This is a genomic window from Bacillus cereus group sp. BfR-BA-01430 (assembly GCF_022663115.1).
Lineage (GTDB): Bacteria > Bacillota > Bacilli > Bacillales > Bacillaceae_G > Bacillus_A > Bacillus_A cereus_BD.
On record NZ_JAKUEW010000005.1, the window covers coordinates 16,193 to 34,684 of the forward strand.

The following is an 18,492-nucleotide window of genomic DNA, read 5'->3' on the forward strand; positions in this document are numbered from 1 at the left end:
ACAGATTTCAAAAAAATTCAGTTTAATCTTGTGTATATTAAAACTACATACCCACCTTATAAAACTGTATTACATCAACAAATACATCTGTTACATATTTTATGCTTTATGCGTTGCAAACCAATTATTTAATTGGCTCATCATATCCTCCATCGCCTTCACATTGGAAAACTTAGGTAATTCCACTAATAACGCCTGTTTTGGCATTTCTATCTTTTCTCCTTTTTTTTGGAGAACAAATATACTTTTTGCATTTTTTTCGTTTTTAAACATGGAAACCGGTAGCTGTAATAATCCTTGAATAAAACATGTTTCTTTAATAAACGCATGAAGCTTCGGCGCCTGCTCACTTTCAAAAATAAAGTTTGGCACTAAGAAGAATAAGTATCCTCCATCTTTCGTATGCTTGACACTTTGTTCAATAAATAAGTGATGCGCATAAGACATTCCTTCATCTGCTTTTAACTTATATTCACTTGAGCCAGCTTCGTTCGGATAATAACCTACTGGCAAATCACAAACAACTGCATCAACAGGATCAATATAAAGTGAAGCTAGTCCATCTTGATTGAAAAGCTCAATTGCTTGTTTTTGCAAATTCGCATTTACTAAGGCTAACTTAATAAGTAAGTCGTCTACTTCTACGCCAAAGCCACTCATTGCTACCCCGTCTTGAGCGCTATTAAAAATAGTCGTCATTAAATTTCCTGTTCCAATTGCAGGATCTAGCACCGTTATTTCTTTCTGACCCTTCATAAATTTATGGAATAAGTATCCCATAAATATTCCAACTGCATCAGGCGTCATCTCATGATTTGCTTGTATGCCTTCTTTCATTCCTTTTAAGATCGCAAGCTGAAATGCTTTTCGAATTTCTTCACTTTTATATGTTTCTTCATTAAATTTACTGTATTCACGATTCAACCGTTTCATTGTTGATTCAGATAAATTTTCTTGCAAAATCGCTCCTTCAAACAAGTTATCCCCTGTTTCTACAAGCGCTTCTAAATATGTCACATCCAATTCTTTACGTAAAATTACGGTAGAAGAATCGAAAATAGAAAATAACGTTTCTACTGTCTGACTCACATACATTCCTCCTTCAGTCCATTACACATAACTTATATCATACCACAATCTAATTTTTTGCCAAAAGAAAAAGCGACCTCTTTTTTAGAGCTCCCTTTTCAAATTGAAGACGATATGAACTTTTTCCATTTCATCCTATATGAGAAAAAACGACCTCCTAGAAAGAGGCCGCCTCCCTTTTATCCCGCTATTTTAGGGCAGTAAGACTCCCACCTCAAGATTCAGAGAAAAACAAGGAAGATAGGTAGGAGTAGGGCTGCCCATAACAGCCCGATTGGTGAGGGCTTATGATCAGTGGGGGGATGAAGAAAACCCCCACTGATTAAAGTTTCACTTTATTACTTCGCTGCTTTCGCCGCTTCTAATGCCGCTTCATAGTTTGGATGGCTTGTACCTTCACTTACGTATTCTACGTACACAACTTTGTCGTTGCTATCTACTACAAATACCGCACGAGCAAGTAAACGAAGTTCTTTCATTACAACGCCGTACGCTTCACCAAATGAAAGGTCACGGTGGTCAGAAAGTGTTACTACGTTTTCTAAACCGTTTGCTGCACACCAGCGTTTCTGAGCGAATGGTAAATCAACGCTAATTGTTAATACTTTTGTATTTTCAATACCAGCTGCCTCTTCATTAAAACGGCGTGTTTGCGCATCGCATACACCTGTGTCAATTGAAGGTACCACGCTAATTAATTTCACTTGACCTTTATATGTTTCTAAACTTACTGGAGATAAGTCATTTGCTAATACTTGGAACTTTGGCGCTTGATCGCCCACTTTAACTTCTGTTCCAACTAAAGTCATTGGATTACCTTTAAAAGTTACGTTTGCCACTTAAAAATCCTCCTTTATTTAAATAAAATATGTACACTGTAAATGATAGTTTGTCCCTAGGCAGAATGCAAACAAAATTGCTTCATTTACAAAAAAATAAAGAAGCTAATCAATTGACTAGCTTCTTTTTCACTGTTAAATTTCAAACTCCGGTTCCTCGCCTTTACGTTTCTCCATCATTTCCTTTACTTTATCAACAGCTTGTGGCGCTAATTCAATTACTTTGTCAATCATATGGGTTTGCTTATCTAAATGTAATACTTTCACGCCTCCTCCATTTATAACAAGAAAGGCAACAGGATTAATGGAGACTCCTCCACCGCTCCCTCCTCCAAATGGATGACGACCAGAACTTTCAATCCTTCCAAACTCACTTCCACCCGCAGCAAATCCAAAACTTACTTTCGAAACGGTAAGAATTACACTTCCGTCTGCTGCTTTAATCGGGTCCCCAATAATTGTATTTACATCCGTCATTTGTTTTAAATGCTGCATTGCTGTTGTCATTAAACCTTGAATTGGATGATCCATTCTATATCCCCCTATGCTTGAATAGATTTTTCTGTCACACTAGATCTTTGCTTTCTCATAAAGATGAGCAACTTTATTCCTGTTATTACAGTACGATACATATGAAAGGATGCTGTCAGTTCACACCTTGATGCAAATCCTTTCCCTTGAAAAACAGGTGTAATTTCAAAGTCCGGTATATCGACAATATGCATATATTGCCCGATGACTCCAGCAACCATCCCTTTTGTGCCCCAGGCATAACCGGTAACAATTCCAGTACTAGCTGCATCGCCTGCTCCAATTTGGGAGTGCCATTTCCAGCCATTGATTTTCACCTTTTTTAAAAAATCTTTACCAATAGTATGGATTTGTTGCAGCTTTTTTATCAGTTCCCCGATACTATCCAGTTGTGCCATGATTTTATTTTCTATACCGCCTTCTCTTTCAGCCTTCTCAATTTTTTGACCAGTCTTTTTCTGTTGCCTTTCCATTCTTTCCAATACGTCAAATGTATATTTTATCTTCCATATTTTCACTTGAAATAAACATTGCTTCTCCGTCTCTGAATATAAAAACGTTACTTTAAGAGATATCTTTGACAATAATAAAAGTAAAAGAAAAATAAGAAAAATCCCTATCCCGATTGCAAGCCACTTCATTTATACCCATCCTTTCATTCCATACCCATTATCGACAAATTTATGCATCATTAAACCACTTTTGATAAGATTGAAAATATAAACTTTTCTAAAAAACAAAAAGGGATTTTGGCATTTTATATCGAAATATACTATTTGAACATATCGTCCAGAAAGATTTTTCTCACGAAACATAATTTGACTGCAATGGAGGGATACGCAATGGCAGATCGTCGTAATTTATTTTTCTTTTATGGTGATGACAAAACAGCGCTCATTGAAAAAATGAAGCCGATATATCGTATTTTAGAGGAAAACGGATTTACCATATTAGATCATCCAAAAAATGCAAATGCTATCGTCAGTGTTGGAGATGATGGAACCTTCTTACAAGCTGTTCGTAAAACTGGCTTTCAGGAAGATTGCCTATATGCGGGTGTTTCTGCGAAAGATGAAATTTCTTTCTACTGCGACTTCCACATTGACCATGTTGAATCCGCTCTTCAAGAGATTACAAAAAACGAAATTGAAGTGCGTAAATATCCAACAATTAAAATAGATGTCGATCAAGATACATCTTTTCATTGCTTAAATGAGTTTTCTTTACGCTCTAGCATTATTAAAACATTCGTCGTCGATGTCTACGTCGATGACTTATATTTTGAAACATTTCGAGGAGATGGCTTAGTCATTTCTACACCGACAGGTAGCACAGCTTATAATAAATCATTACAGGGCGCTGTTGTTGATCCGCTTATCCCATGTTTCCAAATAAGCGAGCTCGCCTCTTTAAATAACAACACATATCGTACACTTGGATCACCATTTATTTTAAATCATGAACGTACATTAACTTTAAAGCTACGACCAGAGGGGAACGATTATCCTGTTATGGGAATGGATAACGAAGCGCTTAGTATTAAACAAGTCGAAAAAGCTGTTGTGCGTTTAAGCGATAAACAAATTAAAACGGTGAAATTAAAAAATAACTCTTTCTGGGAAAAAGTGCAGAGAACGTTTTTATAAGTAATAAAAAGAGTGCTAGCAAATGTTCTAGCACTCTTTTGTTTTATTCTTATTTTTGATGCACAATTTTCCCATCTACTACAACTGTTACAGCTTGAATATCTTTTAGTTCTTCTACCTGTATGTGAAATATATCCCTGTCTATAATCGTAAAATCAGCTTCATATCCTCTCATAATTTTCCCGCGCCTTTTTTCTTTTCCAATTGCATAAGCACTTCCCGTTGTAAATAAGGACACTGCTTCAAATACCGTTAATCTCTCTTTAGGCATATAGCACACTCCATCGTTAAAACTTCTCCGCGTTACCGCACTATATATACCTAAAAACGGATTTACTTGTTCAATTGGCGCATCTGAGCCTCCATTACAATGTAAGCCTGCATGAAGTAAAGTCTTCCAAGCATATGCATAGCGAAGACGACGCTCTCCCAATTTTCCAATAACAGATGGAAAATCTGATGAAACAAACACAGGCTGAATATCAATAATAACCTGTAACTTCTTCATCCGTTCAATTAAATCCTCCCTTGCAAGTTGGCAATGAATAATGCGATCACGTAATCCTTCTGCAGGAGGGTATAACTCTAGTGCCTCAATTACGTACTCTAGCGACAAATCACCAATCGTATGAATCGCAACTGGCATTTGTAAGTTGCGAGCTTTTTCCACAAGATCAGCTAGCTCATTTCGCGAATAAATTGCGACACCATTTGTCTCTTTTGCATCCTCATACGGCTCGCTTAATAATGCCGTTCTCCCGCCAAAAGAACCATCAGAAAAGATTTTCATCGCACCAAATTCAATGTAGTGCGTATTTTCATATTCTTTTCGCTCATCGGCAACTTCATGATGAACGAGCAAATGTGCTTTAAAAGGCATTTCTTTTATGACATGCGAAAACGCGTCATATGTTTTTTTAAAGCCTCCATAATAATTTAAGTCTTCCGTATGTCCCCCTACTAGCCCATATTTCCAGCAATCACGAATAGCCACCTTTAAAACTCTTTGTAAGTATGTTTCATTTATTTCAGGCTGAACATGTTTGATCAACTCTTGCGCTTGTTCATATAAAAGACCCGTTAATCTACTTGAGGAATCACGACCGATTTTCCCACCTTTTGGATCCTTCGTTTCTGCCGTTATATTGGCTTTTTTTAGTATGTATGAATTTACCCAAGTAACATGACGACAAACGCGTTTTAACAAAATGGGATGCTCCTTTGAAATCGTATCTAAATCATGAGTATGAACGTTTTTTGTATCTGTAAAATAATTTTCATTCCATCCTTCTCCAATAATCCAAGAACCTACTGGCGCTTCTTTTACTCTTTCTTTAACAAGAGCCAATACTTCCTCATAAGATGTACACTTTGATACATCTAATCGAAGAAGTCTTTCACCATGTCCAATTAGATGCATGTGACTATCAACAAGACCTGGAAGTATTGTTCGCCCTTCTAAATTGTGTAACTGTTCAAATGGATAACGAATTTCTAAGTCTTGTTTTGTTCCTATATCAACAATCCTTCCGTTTTCAACATAAACCGCTTCTACTTTTTCATTCTCTTCTTCCATCGTATAAATATTTCCGCCGTACCATAATTCCCCCATCATTTTAACCTCCTCACCCTTTTCGCATACGAAATCAAAATGTAGAAAAACAGCACCATTTTACATCACATGGTGCTGTTTCAAATATTCATTTTGATTCGCTGCGATTGTTGACACTTGTCCTTTATCTTTTACTTTAACCGCAATTCCATTTCTTGTTTTCTAAGTTCAACACGTCTAATTTTTCCGGAAATCGTTTTTGGTAGTTCGTCTACAAATTCAATCTTACGAGGATATTTATAAGGTGCTGTTAATTCTTTAACATGTTCTTGGAGTAATGGAATCAATGTATCTTCTTTTTCCTGTACATTGTCTCTTAATACGATAAATGCCTTTACGACACTTCCACGAATCTCATCCGGGCTCGCTACTACTGCGCATTCTCTTACATATGGATGTTTCACAAGTGCATCTTCCACCTCAAATGGGCCAATTGTGTAGCCAGAACTAATAATGATATCATCACCGCGGCCTTCAAACCAAAAATAGCCATCTTCATCTTTTTTCGCTTTATCCCCTGTCATATAGTAATCACCACGGAATTGCATTGCTGTACGTTCATCATCTTTATAATATTGTTTAAAGAGTGCTGGTGTATCAATATGAACAGCAATATCTCCCACTTCTCCTACAGATACGGGGTGCCCTTCTTCATTTATAATTTCTACTTGATTACCCGGCGTCGGTTTTCCCATCGATCCTGGTCTTATTTCCATTCCTTTCATAACACCAATGAGCAATGTATTTTCTGTTTGACCATATCCATCTCTCACAGTAACTTGAAAGTGCTTTTGGAACGTCTCAATCACCTCACGATTTAACGGTTCTCCTGCGGATACAGCACTGTGCAACGCCTTTAAATTATATTGCTGCAAATTTTCCGCTTTGGCCATTAAACGATATTCTGTCGGCGTACAGCAAAGCACATTTACTTGATTCTCATCTAATAGCTGTAAATATGTTTTCGGCTCAAATTTACCGTGATATACAAATCCAGTTGCACCTGAACCGAGAGTTGCTAAAAACGGGCTCCAAATCCACTTTTGCCATCCTGGACTAGCCGTTGCCCATACAATATCATTCTCTTCAATTCCGAGCCAATTGGGAGCGCTCGTACGCAAATGTGCATAACCCCAAGCATGTGTATGAACAACACCTTTTGGATTTCCTGTCGTTCCTGATGTATAAGATAAAAAGACCATATCTTCCTTATCCGTCTTGGCAATATCTAATACATCACTTTCTGTTTCTAATGCAGTATTTAAATTCGTCCATCCATCTACTTCTTTTTCACTTAAAACAAATTTTTGAAGAGAATCCATTTCCTTTATTCCTTCAAATTGTGAAATATATGGTTCATAACTTATAATAGCTTTTACTTCTCCATGTTGAATACGATATTCAATATCTTTTTTACGAAGCATTTCGGAACTTGGAATCACAACAAAACCCGCTTTAATTGCTCCGATATATGTCATATACGCTTCGATTAAACGCGGCATCATAATAAGAAGCTTGTCCCCTTTTTGCAAACCACTTTTTATAAAAGCGTTTCCAATCTTATTCGCTCCTTTTATTAATTCAAGGTATGTAACCTCTCTTCTTGCTCCTTGCTCATCTTGCCAAATTAATGCTAACTTGTCTTTTTCATTCATATATTTCTCTATCTCTGTAACTAAATTATACGACGGTGGCGCTAATAGTTCTTCTCTTTTCATTAATATCCTCCTTCGTCACTATGCCTCCCTTATATAATAAAGAATTTTCTGTAAATTTTGAACCCTCTTCTTTTGACAAATTTTTCACCGATGTCGAAAAGGTCATGTTGTTTTCTTCCATCAAAAAAGAAGGAGCGGATGTACCCGCTCCTTCTCAGCCATGATATATGGGATTATTTGTGGAAACCGCCTAATTGTTGTTCTGCTAAAGAAACTAGACGTTTTGTAATTTCGCCACCAACAGAACCGTTAGCGCGAGATGTTGCATCTGCTCCAAGTTGAACACCAAACTCTTGAGCGATTTCATATTTCATTTGGTCTAATGCTGATTCAGCACCAGGAACTGCTAGTTTGTTTGTGTTACGTGCCATATAGTATCACCTCCTTGTGAGTATAGAGTGTGATAAACTATATGACTTCATACCTATCTAATGGTGGTAATTTATGGTTTTAGAAAAGATCTTCAAATTGATCTTCTTTTGCCTTGTCTACTGTTTGTAACACCATTGTTTCTGTATTTGCAACAGCTTGTTCAAGTAACGGTGTAAAATCATATTTTGCTTCAAAACGATTTGCTTTTTCACGCTTTGGTTTTGTCGCTGGATTTGCTGGTGTAAATACTGTACAGCAATCTTCATATGGGCGAATAGAAATATCGTATGTGCCAATTTCATTCGCAATTTTTATAATTTCTAATTTGTCCATTGTAATAAGAGGACGTAATACTGGATAGTTTGTCACTTCATTAATCGTATGCATACTATCTAACGTTTGACTCGCTACTTGTCCAAGACTTTCACCAGTTGTAATTGCTAATGCATTACGTTCTTCGGCAATGCGCTCCGTAATACGCATCATCATACGACGCATTACTGTCATCGTATAGCTAGATGGAATTTCCTTATTAATGGTCTTTTGCACCTCTGTAAATGGAACAAGATGAAGCGTTACACGTTTACAATATTTCGTTAGCTCTTGTGCTAAATCCATTACTTTTTGTTTTGCCCGTTCACTTGTGAACGGCGGACTATGAAAATGCACAGCCTCTACAGATACACCGCGTTTCATTGTTAAGTAAGCAGCCACCGGGCTATCAATACCGCCAGATAGAAGCACCATCACTTTGCCGCCAACACCAACAGGTAAACCACCTGCTCCCATGCGCTCATCACACATAATATAGCTATAACCACTACGGATTTCTACACGGATATTTACATCTGGATTATGCACATCCACTATGATATCTTCCGTATTTTCTAAAACATATCCGCCGATTTCTGGCAGTAATTCCATCGTTTGCATTGGGAAATGTTTATACGAACGATGTACTGTAATTTTAAATGTTTTTACAGGTTTTTTTACTAATAAAAAAGCGGCTAGTGCACCTTTTTTAATTTCTTCTAATTCTGATGGTACTTTCATTGCTAAATTGAACTTATGAATACCAAATACATCTTTTAAGCTCTCTGCAATTGCCTCATGATCTTCACCATTTAATTCAATATACATGCGATCATGCGTTGCATTAATTTTAATGTTTGGGAATTTTTTTAACTTAAACTTCACGTTATCTTTTAACGTACTAACGAACTTCGAACGGTTCTTTCCTTTTGTCGTCATTTCACCATAACGAACTAAAATGTGATCATATTTCATCATATTTTCTTTACCTCATCACTTCATATAATTTTGGCAATGTCTCTTTTATAATGTCTTCAAATTGTTTTACTTCTTCCATTGTATTTTCCGGTGCTAAACTAATGCGAATCGCACTCGCAGCTACGTCATGTGGTAATCCCATTGAGACTAATACACGGCTCACCTCATTTGCTTTTGAAGAACAAGCTGATTTCGTTGATACGTATACTTCACGTTCCTCTAAAGCATGAACAACTACCTCTGGTTTTAACCCAACAAATGATACATTTAAAATATGAGGTGCAGCATGCTGAAGTGATGTATTAATCGTTACCCCTTCCATGCTCTCAAAGAAACGAATGAGTTCTGCTTGTAACGTTTGTAAATGAGCAACCTTTTCGTTCATACGTTCCATTGTCATCCGCAGCGCCTTCACCATGGCTACAATACCAGGTAAGTTCTCTGTACCTGAACGATAGCGAAGCTCTTGCTGGCCACCTGATAAAAGCGGGTCTAACCGAACGCCATCACGTACATATAAAAGTCCTGTTCCTTTTACGCTATGAAATTTATGTCCTGATATTGAACAAAGATCAATATGAGAAGCATGAAGATCAAGCGGTACTTTTCCAATACCTTGTACATGATCTACATGAAATCTTATTTTCGGATAGCTTGTTAACAATTCACCGACCTCAGTAATCGGCTGAATTGCCCCCGTTTCATTATTGACGTGAATCATAGAAACTAAAATGGTTTCGTCACGAAGTGCTTGTTTTACATCTTGAACAGACACAACACCATGCTCGTTCACAGGTAAGTATGTTACCTCAAAGCCAAGCTCCTCTAATTGTTTATATGCTTCAAACACAGATGCGTGTTCAATATTTGTTGTAATAATATGTTTGCCACGAGAGCGATTCTTCATCGCTATTCCTTTAATCGCAAGGTTATTTCCTTCCGTTCCACCCGATGTGAAAATAATTTCTGAAGGCTTAACATGTAGAAGCTGTGCTACAACCGTCCTTGATTGCGTTAATAAATGTTCAGCTTCTCCTCCAAGCGAATGAATAGAAGAAGGATTTCCAAAGTATTTCCCTGCAACTGTTACATAAGATTGTAGGACTTCTGGATATGGTTTTGTCGTCGCACTATTATCAAAATAGATCATCGTTCTTCCCCTTTCAGCGCTGTCACATCATATAATCATATCATAAATCTGTGCAATTACGCTAAACATATACAAAGGTTTGCTTTTCATATAGGCATCTGCCTTTGCTTTGTATCTTGAAACGAAAAGCTTTGCGTTATTCCGCTATTCATTATAACAACATCATCTGTTAATTTACACATTGAGACATAAAAAAAACAAACCCCTTTTCATCAAGAGGTTTGTTCATTATCTACAAACTCAGCAATTTTTTGAACAACACCAGGTTCCAATTGTTCTAAAACGGAAGCTGCTTGTTCTAAAGCCGCATCATATTCATATTCACGGAATAATCTCTCCGCGTTGTCTAAACTATAGGCTAAATCCATATCTTGGCTACGATAGCGATTACCATATTGAATTAATTTTTCTACTAAATATGCTTGACCAATCACATCTTGTGTCCGTTCAGATACACCATTCACAATCGTATATGCTTCCTCTAACTCGCTATTTACTACATGCATATTCAGTGGTTTTAATTCTAAATGTCCATATACAGCCTGCATTGCTTCTTGTCCCTTTTGTAAATCTTCCATAATACTCTCTGGAAGACCTGGCAAGTTAGACTTTTGCATAAGACGTTTTGTCTCTAAAATCATATTGCGCATCTCTTGTAATTTCTCACGTGCTTCAAATTCTTCCTTACGCATTGTCTGTAGCATCTCTTTATATTCTGCATGAAGGACTTTTAACGTTTCACATTGCTCATAAATTTCTTCAAGTTCTTCACGAATAACAGAAAATGCAATATCTTGCTCTGCAACACGTAATTGCAATACTTCAAAACGTTTCATCAAAATGTGCATTTGTTTTTCAATAATCTTTTGCGATTCAATATCTTTATCTTGTAACTGATAGCTTTGTTTCACAAACTGTGTTTCTGCTTTTGTTTCAAGCGCTTGTTCATGAATCTCTTCTAAATCATCGTAAACACGCACTGTTTTTTGCTCTACATAATATTTTGCATGCACTTCTTTTTCTAATTGATCATATAACGTATCTAAACGCGTTTTTAAAGCTTCAATTTTCTCTGCTGCTTCTATAATATGAAGCTCTTGTATATCTAGTAGACATGTTTGTAGTTGTTTCGTCATCTCACGTACTTCTTTAGGGATTTCCAAATGATTTAAGACATAGCCTTGCTTTTTCATATCGTCATGGCCTTGTAATAAATCTTCTAATTGTACTGGTAATGTAGCTTGACACTCTACTAATAAGTCAGGAACTTCATGGATCATGCCTTCTAAGTTTGATAATCCTTCTTCTAAACTCATTACAATGTCTCTTGCTTTTAAATAATCGCCATTCGCTGTTGCTTCCTCAAACTTTTGAAATTTGTCAGATTCGACATCTAACAACTCTTCAATCTTCTGCTCTGCCGCACCATACATATGACGGTGCGCAAGTACATTCTTCTTCATATTACGATATGTATCACGTAACCCATCAATTTCCGCACTATTTTTCTCATGACTCTCTAATAATTGCTGTAATTCGTTTAAAATATCCGTGATACGATTATCCGCTTCATCTAAATTACTAATAGCTTCATTCATCGCATACTTTGCTTTTCGGAAGGAAAATTGCGAGGCAGATTTCCGTGCGCTTTCTAAATCTTTTTCGGCTTTTGGAAGAATTGTTGCTACGATTTCATCCCAATCTTCACGCCACTTTCCAAACAACTCTTCTGTTTGCCCTGTCATATTTAAATCTTTTACCCGTTTCAATTCATCTGCAACTGGTTTATCTTTTATTTCTTGTTGCCACTGTTCCAGTGCTTCGATATCTTTATATGAACGATTTCTTATCATGAGCTCTATCATGAGTAGCACTAGAATAGAGCTTACCACAATGATAACGATCGTTAAGATAGAATCCATGCAAAAAAGCCTCCTAATTGTATCTCTATTTTTGTCCGTTCCGTTTATGAAATGGAAGGCATTATGTATAAAAAGGGAAATCCCCTATATTTAACAACTAACAATGTAATAATCATACCATGTTATGCCTTGTTTTTGACCTAGTTTTTTTAAAATTTCCTGTTTCTTTTGTTATAATGGTCATATTTATATATATCTTTTTATATAAATACCTAATTTCAATCTATCTCTCCAAATATTTGTACAAACGTTTCCTCTTCCCGATGAGATACAAAATAGATGCATCTCGTTAATGCTGGCTCTATAGGAATCATACAAATGCCTTCTTTCATTCCTTGTTTTACTGCGATTTCTGGCAGTAGTGTAATTCCTAATCCTGCTCGTACCATCGCCAGCATCGGCTCTGCATACGATGTTTCTACAGCGATTGTCGGCTTGACTCCCACTCCATGAAATACTGTCATAATCATTTTTCTTACATCACAAATCTCTGGATAAATAATGAGCTTTTCATGCTGCAAGTCGCTCATTTTTATGACTTTTTTATCTTTAAATACATGTTCACTTGAAACAACACAAACAATATGTTCTTGGCGTACTTTTCTTATGTACTTTGCATCATCTACGAAAGAATCAATTAACATCGCATCAATCTTCCGCGCTTTAAATAATTCCATTAATATTTTTGTATGCTCAATATACCATTCTACTTCGTATGTTTTTTCCAATATTCCTTTATATTTCGATATATAATGAGCTGCTAAACTCGGCAATATACCAAGAGAAATCTTTTTCTTTACTTGATATCCTCTTAGTTCCATCTTCACTTCATTGATTTGTTTTAAAATGGGTTCCATCCGGCTTAAAAATAATTCCCCAGCTTCTGTCAATTCAACTCCTTGAGCAGACCGCTTTAATACTGTCACCTCAAGGTCTGCTTCTAACCTCTGAATTTGCTTACTCAGCGCTGGTTGCGAAATATGCAGCAGTTTACTCGCTTTCGATAAACTCTTTTCATGTTTGACCTCAATTAGCGATCGTATCGCTTCAAAATCCATAACTATACACCTCTAACTAAAAGTTATAGCCGTTATAAAAAAACGGTATTTCCTCTATCTATTAAACAAGCGCTATACTCACTTCATGCTTTATTTTATGAACTTACTATATCGAAATAAAAAGGAGAAAGATACTCTTGAGTAAAAAGCAACTACTACTCGGTTCATTTTTATGTTTACTCGCCGTAACATCTTGGGGATTTATGTTTCCTGTTATGGCCAGTGCCCTACAATTTATAGATCCATTTTTCTTTACAACGATTCGCTACGGATCCGCAGCTATTATTTTTATCATACTTCTCTTGGCATTTGAAGGCATATCCTCTTTTCGCTTAGAAAAGAAAACTCTTTCGTTATTATTTTTCGGAACAGTTGGCTTTGCTGGATATGGATTTCTCGTTTTTTATGGTCAACAATTAGCCGGACCTTCGGGAGCCATTCATGCCGCTATGATTCAATCACTTATGCCACTTCTTGCTTTACTACTACAGTGGGTGACAAAAAACAAACGACCACAAAACTATACATTCCTTTTTATGTTTTGTGCTCTAATTGGTGTCATGCTCGTTATTTCAAAAGGTAATATTCATTTATTATTTGGAGCAGCAAGTCATGTATCTACAAATTTATTCATGCTATGCGGCGTTATGTGCTGGGTCATTTATACAAATGGCGCTTCCCACTTTCCGTCTTGGTCACCGCTTCGGTACACAACACTCACTTGTTTCTTTGGCTCTATTGCCCTTCTTGTCATTGTGAGTATATTAGCTTATATAAAATTTATTTCTGTACCATCTATTTCGACAATCCTTACTGTTCGCTTCGAATTATTTTATATGTCAATTCTTGCCGGAGTAATCGCCGTCTTTTGCTGGAATATGGGAAATCGTTTCATTTCATCTATTAACGGAATTTTATTTATGAATTTAGTTCCTGTATTAGCGCTTATCGGATCTATGTTTCGTGGATATACCGTTACTAAAATCGAAGTGATTGGCGCGGCTCTAACAATTATCGCTTTGCTTTGCAATAACTTATGGCAACGAAAAAAACAACCGATAAAAAGTGAGATAAGAAATACCCCCACCTCAGCTTAATTAGGTGGGGGTATTTTACATATGAACCGCCTTTGGTAACGGATAATATATATTTGTTATATATAACGCTTGTTCTAGCCATCGCTCAATTTCCTTCGTATACCTTTCTAAGAAGAATGCTTCGGAAGGATAAGAATGCAATACTTCCGATACATATTGCGGATATAAATATGGCATATTTATCATCCCTTTTAGCTGCGTCATAAACATTGTAAATGACACTTTTTGAAACTCTTGTTGCATTTGTCCTTGCCTAATAATTTGCTCTATATAGTATCTTTCTTTTGAAAAATAAACAGTCATAACTTCACGAATTAACGTCGTATCTATTGATAGCTCTCGATAAAAGAAACGCGTCAGTTCACGATTCTCAAATTGATATCGTAAAATCCCTTTAATCATTCGATTCAGCACTTCTTTAGCTGGTACATACTCCCTTTGTTCAAAAGCCACTTCAATTACACGGATATACCCTTCTAAAAAATCAGTAATAAGCTGTTCTAATAAACCTTGCTTACTAGCAAAATAATATGAAATATTAGCCACATTCACATCCGCTCGTTTTGCAATATCACGCACTGATGTTCCATTATACCCTTTCGTATAAAACAAAGAAATCGCTGCATCCATCACCTTTTGTTTCGTATGTTTCATGTGCTCACGTCCTCTCACTCTGAACAGCTATAGTTTAAATTTCTTGACTTTTAAGACAAATTCCTTTAATTTTCTATCGACAAAGTCATAGAGAATACAGCGTATTTTGCTATGATTTTACATTTATCGCCAGAAAGGATGACGTTTCCATGTTTACAAAAGAAAGCTATGTAGGTTCACGTGAAAAGCAATATGAAATTGTAATTAAACAACTCGATGCTTTGTTAACAGGCGAATCCAATACAGTCGCAAATTTAGCAAATGCTTCCGCACTACTCAATCAATTTTTAGAACGCATTAACTGGGTTGGTTTTTATGTAACAGAAGGCAACGAGCTTGTACTCGGACCGTTCCAAGGTATGCCTGCGTGCGTGCGTATTCCTTTTGGCCGCGGTGTTTGTGGTGTGGCAGCTGAAACAAAAACAACACAACTTGTCGCCGATGTTCATCAATTCCCTGGACATATCGCTTGTGATAGCGCATCTAATTCTGAAATTGTTGTACCGATGATAAAAGAAGGCAACGTAATCGGTGTATTAGATATTGATAGCCCTGAAAAAAATCGTTTTGACAAAGTAGATCAACAATATTTAGAAAAATTTGTGGAAACGCTCCTAAAACATATGTAATAAGAAAAGAATGAGCTGTCGATCAAGTAATGATTACTAAATCGATAGCTCATTCTTTTTATTTATAATGTATGTTAGAGGATATAACATTACTGCTATTTAACGCCTGCTGTAAATCAGAAACAATATCTTCCCACGATTCTAAACCGACAGATAAACGAATTAAATTATCAAAAATATCCATTTTCTGACGAACTTCTGCTGGAATGACCGCATGTGTCATTGTCGCGGGATGCTGCACTAATGTTTCTGTATCACCAAGACTGACCGCAATCGCAATCAAATTTAATTCGTCCATAAAAGCTTGCGCTTCCTCTTTTCCTCCTTTAATAGAGAACGAAATAACACCTCCACCACGCTTCATTTGCCGGGATGCTCGTTCTCCTTCTGGATACCAAACTTTTTCAACCTTTTCATGTTTTTTCAAAAAAGCTACTACTTTCTCCGCATTATCACAATGTCGATCCATTCGAACCGCTAACGTTTTTAGCCCCCTTAATAATAACCATGCATCAAAAGGCGCCATAATTCCCCCAATATCTTTTCGAATCGGACGGATTTTTTCGGCTAACTCCCTCGTTTTACAAACGGTAACTCCCGCAACTACATCACCGTGCCCACCAATATATTTCGTTGCGCTATGAAGAACCGCATCACACCCAAGAACAAGTGGATTTTGTAAGTATGGAGAACAAAATGTATTATCAACAATAACAAGTAAATGATTTTTCTTTGCTACTTTGATTACTTTCTCTAAATCAATCAGTTTCATCGTTGGATTAATAGGTGTTTCAACGAAAATCAACTTCGTATTCGGAAGAATTTCTTTCTCAATCTGCTCATCCGTTTCCATATCACAAAAGGAATGTGTAATCATAAATTTCTCCTCTAACACTTCCAAAAAGCCGTACGTACAACCGTATAACCCATTGGAACAAATCATATGATCCCCTGCACGTAAACAAGCAAGCAATGTCGCCGAAATAGAAGCCATACCCGATCCAAACGCTAATGCAACTTCTCCCCCTTCTAAAGCTGCCATGCGTTCTTCAAATAACTCTACAGTCGGATTACCAAGCCGCGAGTAAATATAGGATGAATCTTGCCCCGCAAAACTATCTTCTCCTTGTTTCGTTGTTTCAAATGTATAAGTTGAAGTTTGAAATAAAGGTGGCGTTAAACTCCCTTTATGCACACCTGGTTCATATCCATAATGAATGAAATCTGTCTCCATATTGCTCTTTTTCATAAAACATCCCCCTTATGTTTCTATATTATGTAAACGTTTTCTGTACGTTTCTAAAATTCTTTCTGAATGTTCTGAATTCCTCCTTATCATTTCCAAATTTTATATGCATAAATAAAAAACGAACTAACTTGACGAAATTTCGGGAAACAGATATAATAGCGTTTGTGTAAAATAAAAAGGCAGCCTTGTAATTTGAATTTATCGTTTGTATTTTGTTCCTCTCAAGAGGTGTATCTCGTAACTCCCTGCTGCTGGAGCGAAGGTACATGAAAACAAAATACCCGTAAATGTCAATTACGTCTGTTTTTATTTTACGTAAATAAAAACATTAAAGGAGGAGTCAACTATGGCTCGTTATACAGGTCCAGCTTGGAAACTGTCTCGTCGTCTTGGTATCTCTCTAAGCGGCACAGGTAAAGAATTAGAAAAACGCCCTTACGCACCAGGTCCTCACGGTCCTAACCAACGTAAGAAACTTTCTGAATACGGTTTACAATTACAAGAAAAACAAAAACTTCGTCACATGTACGGCATGACTGAACGTCAATTCCGTCGCACATTTGACCAAGCAGGTAAAATGCCAGGTAAACACGGCGAAAACTTCATGATCCTTCTTGAAGCTCGTCTTGACAACCTAGTTTACCGCATGGGCTTAGCTCGCACTCGTCGCGCAGCTCGCCAATTAGTAAACCACGGTCACATCATGGTAGATGGCGCTCGCGTAGATATCCCATCTTACCGCGTGAAACCAGGTCAAACTATCAGCGTTCGCGAAAAATCTCGCAACCTAGCTGTAGTTAAAGAAGCTATGGAAGTTAACAACTTCGTACCAGAATACTTAACTTTCGATGCTGACAAATTAGAAGCTACTTTCACTCGTCACGCTGAACGTGCTGAGTTACCAGCTGAAATCAACGAAGCATTAATCGTAGAGTTCTACTCTCGTTAATCTCGGTACTCTGCAAAGAGTATTATTAAAAGCCTTAGGAACCTTGTTTATCAAGGATCCTGGGCTTTTTTTATTTATCATTAACAATGCAAAATAAAGCACAAAAAAGAATAAAACTGGGGCTAAGTGGGGCTAGTTTGGGACCGAAAATATAAAAGGCTGGCGTGTGTATAGAAATGGATAAGTACAAAAACAAATGATAAAAGGAGTTACTTGTTTTGAAAGAAAAATTCACCAAGATTCCTCTTCATATACAGGACTTTCAAAATTTTAAATTGTTATTACAAGCAATAGTACAAGACGAAATAGAATTGATTGAAGGTTTTTCTAAATACACTTTACATATTTCTTCTAAAGAATATAAGGTCACTATTAACCTTAGAAGTGAATTTTTCCCAGAACCATACTTGGCAATTGCTGCTATAAGCATTACCCCAAGTAATGAAGGAAAAGGAAGTATTATTCTTGAATGGTTTAAAACATTCGCAAAAGAAAAGGGCTTCGAGCGTTTAGTATTACAAGAAGTTATAACCGAAGAAGGTTACCACTTTGCATTAAAAAATAGGTTTACAAAAGTGGGTAATCTATACGAGGAAACATTCGGAGATCCAAGCAGTAGTGACGGGGATTATGAACTACATTTAATGTAAAACATACGATACAAAGTGGACGTTTTTTTCATAACCG

At 36.7% G+C, this 18,492-nt stretch carries 18 protein-coding genes; 5 read left to right on the top strand and 13 right to left on the bottom strand.

The genetic code is table 11. From position 1 onward, the window contains the following. Positions 1–99: 99 nt before the first annotated feature. From MR058_RS11250 to MR058_RS11265, 4 genes are all read right to left on the bottom strand, one after another. Complete coding sequence (locus MR058_RS11250) at positions 100–1,089, bottom strand: class I SAM-dependent methyltransferase (protein ID WP_242144116.1); 990 nt, start codon at positions 1,087–1,089, stop codon at positions 100–102. 338 nt (positions 1,090–1,427) lie between these two features. Continuing rightward, the gene (gene tpx / locus MR058_RS11255; protein WP_242144117.1) at positions 1,428–1,928 is read right to left on the bottom strand and encodes a thiol peroxidase; all 501 of its coding nucleotides are present in this window, start codon (positions 1,926–1,928) and stop codon (positions 1,428–1,430) included. A 135-nt stretch (positions 1,929–2,063) separates the two neighbouring features. Beyond that, complete coding sequence (ytfJ, locus tag MR058_RS11260) at positions 2,064–2,459, bottom strand: GerW family sporulation protein (RefSeq protein ID WP_242144118.1); 396 nt, start codon at positions 2,457–2,459, stop codon at positions 2,064–2,066. 11 nt (positions 2,460–2,470) lie between these two features. Continuing rightward, complete coding sequence (locus tag MR058_RS11265; RefSeq protein ID WP_242144119.1) at positions 2,471–3,100, bottom strand: DUF2953 domain-containing protein; 630 nt, start codon at positions 3,098–3,100, stop codon at positions 2,471–2,473. A gap of 201 nt (positions 3,101–3,301) precedes the next feature. Here MR058_RS11265 and MR058_RS11270 point away from each other — a divergent pair, with 201 nt between their 5' ends. Next, positions 3,302–4,105: an NAD kinase gene (locus tag MR058_RS11270; RefSeq protein WP_242144120.1), complete on the top strand. Its 804-nt coding sequence runs from the start codon at positions 3,302–3,304 to the stop codon at positions 4,103–4,105. 49 nt (positions 4,106–4,154) lie between these two features. Here the strand turns inward: MR058_RS11270 and MR058_RS11275 are convergent, their stop codons facing one another. The 7 genes from MR058_RS11275 to MR058_RS11305 all read right to left on the bottom strand — a co-directional run bounded on the left by MR058_RS11275 (position 4,155) and on the right by MR058_RS11305 (position 13,227). Beyond that, positions 4,155–5,717: an amidohydrolase gene (locus tag MR058_RS11275; RefSeq protein ID WP_242144121.1), complete on the bottom strand. Its 1,563-nt coding sequence runs from the start codon at positions 5,715–5,717 to the stop codon at positions 4,155–4,157. A 131-nt stretch (positions 5,718–5,848) separates the two neighbouring features. Beyond that, positions 5,849–7,435, bottom strand: a complete 1,587-nt coding sequence (gene mbcS, locus MR058_RS11280; RefSeq protein ID WP_242144122.1) for an acyl-CoA synthetase MbcS — start codon at positions 7,433–7,435, stop codon at positions 5,849–5,851. Positions 7,436–7,608: 173 nt separating this feature from the next. After that, the gene (locus MR058_RS11285) at positions 7,609–7,806 is read right to left on the bottom strand and encodes an alpha/beta-type small acid-soluble spore protein (protein ID WP_012095776.1); all 198 of its coding nucleotides are present in this window, start codon (positions 7,804–7,806) and stop codon (positions 7,609–7,611) included. Positions 7,807–7,885: 79 nt separating this feature from the next. Continuing rightward, a complete protein-coding gene (gene thiI / locus MR058_RS11290; protein WP_242144123.1) occupies positions 7,886–9,097 on the bottom strand; it encodes a tRNA uracil 4-sulfurtransferase ThiI in 1,212 nt (403 codons plus the stop codon). Positions 9,098–9,104: 7 nt separating this feature from the next. Next, complete coding sequence (locus MR058_RS11295) at positions 9,105–10,247, bottom strand: cysteine desulfurase family protein (RefSeq protein ID WP_242144124.1); 1,143 nt, start codon at positions 10,245–10,247, stop codon at positions 9,105–9,107. Between the two features lie 212 nt (positions 10,248–10,459). Then, positions 10,460–12,169 carry a septation ring formation regulator EzrA gene (ezrA, locus tag MR058_RS11300; protein ID WP_242144125.1) on the bottom strand — a complete coding sequence of 570 codons (1,710 nt, stop codon included), beginning with the start codon at positions 12,167–12,169 and terminating at the stop codon, positions 10,460–10,462. Positions 12,170–12,387: 218 nt separating this feature from the next. Next, positions 12,388–13,227, bottom strand: coding sequence for a LysR family transcriptional regulator (locus MR058_RS11305; RefSeq protein WP_242144126.1), 840 nt, complete (start codon positions 13,225–13,227; stop codon positions 12,388–12,390). 137 nt (positions 13,228–13,364) lie between these two features. Between MR058_RS11305 and MR058_RS11310 the strand changes: the two genes are divergently transcribed. After that, positions 13,365–14,324, top strand: a complete 960-nt coding sequence (locus MR058_RS11310; RefSeq protein ID WP_242144127.1) for a DMT family transporter — start codon at positions 13,365–13,367, stop codon at positions 14,322–14,324. A gap of 15 nt (positions 14,325–14,339) precedes the next feature. Here the strand turns inward: MR058_RS11310 and refZ are convergent, their stop codons facing one another. Continuing rightward, positions 14,340–14,978 carry a forespore capture DNA-binding protein RefZ gene (gene refZ, locus MR058_RS11315; RefSeq protein ID WP_242144128.1) on the bottom strand — a complete coding sequence of 213 codons (639 nt, stop codon included), beginning with the start codon at positions 14,976–14,978 and terminating at the stop codon, positions 14,340–14,342. A 149-nt stretch (positions 14,979–15,127) separates the two neighbouring features. Here refZ and MR058_RS11320 point away from each other — a divergent pair, with 149 nt between their 5' ends. Further along, positions 15,128–15,607 (top strand): GAF domain-containing protein, encoded by a 480-nt coding sequence (locus MR058_RS11320; RefSeq protein ID WP_242144129.1) that lies wholly within the window; start codon positions 15,128–15,130, stop codon positions 15,605–15,607. A 58-nt stretch (positions 15,608–15,665) separates the two neighbouring features. On the opposite strand, the gene megL is transcribed toward MR058_RS11320, so the two are convergent. Beyond that, positions 15,666–16,856, bottom strand: coding sequence for a methionine gamma-lyase (gene megL, locus MR058_RS11325; protein WP_242144130.1), 1,191 nt, complete (start codon positions 16,854–16,856; stop codon positions 15,666–15,668). 346 nt (positions 16,857–17,202) lie between these two features. On the opposite strand from megL, the gene rpsD reads away from it, so the two are divergent. Both rpsD and MR058_RS11335 read left to right on the top strand, forming a co-directional pair. Further along, on the top strand, positions 17,203–17,805 hold the full coding sequence (gene rpsD, locus MR058_RS11330; RefSeq protein WP_242144131.1) for a 30S ribosomal protein S4: 603 nt from the start codon (positions 17,203–17,205) through the stop codon (positions 17,803–17,805). A 218-nt stretch (positions 17,806–18,023) separates the two neighbouring features. Then, positions 18,024–18,455 carry an N-acetyltransferase gene (locus MR058_RS11335; RefSeq protein WP_242144132.1) on the top strand — a complete coding sequence of 144 codons (432 nt, stop codon included), beginning with the start codon at positions 18,024–18,026 and terminating at the stop codon, positions 18,453–18,455. Positions 18,456–18,492 lie beyond the last annotated feature (37 nt).

Bases quoted from the DNA above. Each gene is read 5' to 3' on its own strand.
- MR058_RS11295 (WP_242144124.1), bottom strand. From the start codon at position 10,247: ATGATCTATTTTGATAATAGTGCGACGACAAAACCATATCCAGAAGTC.
- MR058_RS11305 (WP_242144126.1), bottom strand. From the start codon at position 13,227: ATGGATTTTGAAGCGATACGATCGCTAATTGAGGTCAAACATGAAAAG.
- MR058_RS11320 (WP_242144129.1), top strand. From the start codon at position 15,128: ATGTTTACAAAAGAAAGCTATGTAGGTTCACGTGAAAAGCAATATGAA.
- mbcS (WP_242144122.1), bottom strand. From the start codon at position 7,435: ATGAAAAGAGAAGAACTATTAGCGCCACCGTCGTATAATTTAGTTACA.
- ezrA (WP_242144125.1), bottom strand. From the start codon at position 12,169: ATGGATTCTATCTTAACGATCGTTATCATTGTGGTAAGCTCTATTCTA.
- megL (WP_242144130.1), bottom strand. From the start codon at position 16,856: ATGAAAAAGAGCAATATGGAGACAGATTTCATTCATTATGGATATGAA.
- thiI (WP_242144123.1), bottom strand. From the start codon at position 9,097: ATGATGAAATATGATCACATTTTAGTTCGTTATGGTGAAATGACGACA.
- rpsD (WP_242144131.1), top strand. From the start codon at position 17,203: ATGGCTCGTTATACAGGTCCAGCTTGGAAACTGTCTCGTCGTCTTGGT.
- MR058_RS11265 (WP_242144119.1), bottom strand. From the start codon at position 3,100: ATGAAGTGGCTTGCAATCGGGATAGGGATTTTTCTTATTTTTCTTTTA.
- refZ (WP_242144128.1), bottom strand. From the start codon at position 14,978: ATGAAACATACGAAACAAAAGGTGATGGATGCAGCGATTTCTTTGTTT.
- MR058_RS11285 (WP_012095776.1), bottom strand. From the start codon at position 7,806: ATGGCACGTAACACAAACAAACTAGCAGTTCCTGGTGCTGAATCAGCA.
- ytfJ (WP_242144118.1), bottom strand. From the start codon at position 2,459: ATGGATCATCCAATTCAAGGTTTAATGACAACAGCAATGCAGCATTTA.
- MR058_RS11270 (WP_242144120.1), top strand. From the start codon at position 3,302: ATGGCAGATCGTCGTAATTTATTTTTCTTTTATGGTGATGACAAAACA.
- MR058_RS11275 (WP_242144121.1), bottom strand. From the start codon at position 5,717: ATGGGGGAATTATGGTACGGCGGAAATATTTATACGATGGAAGAAGAG.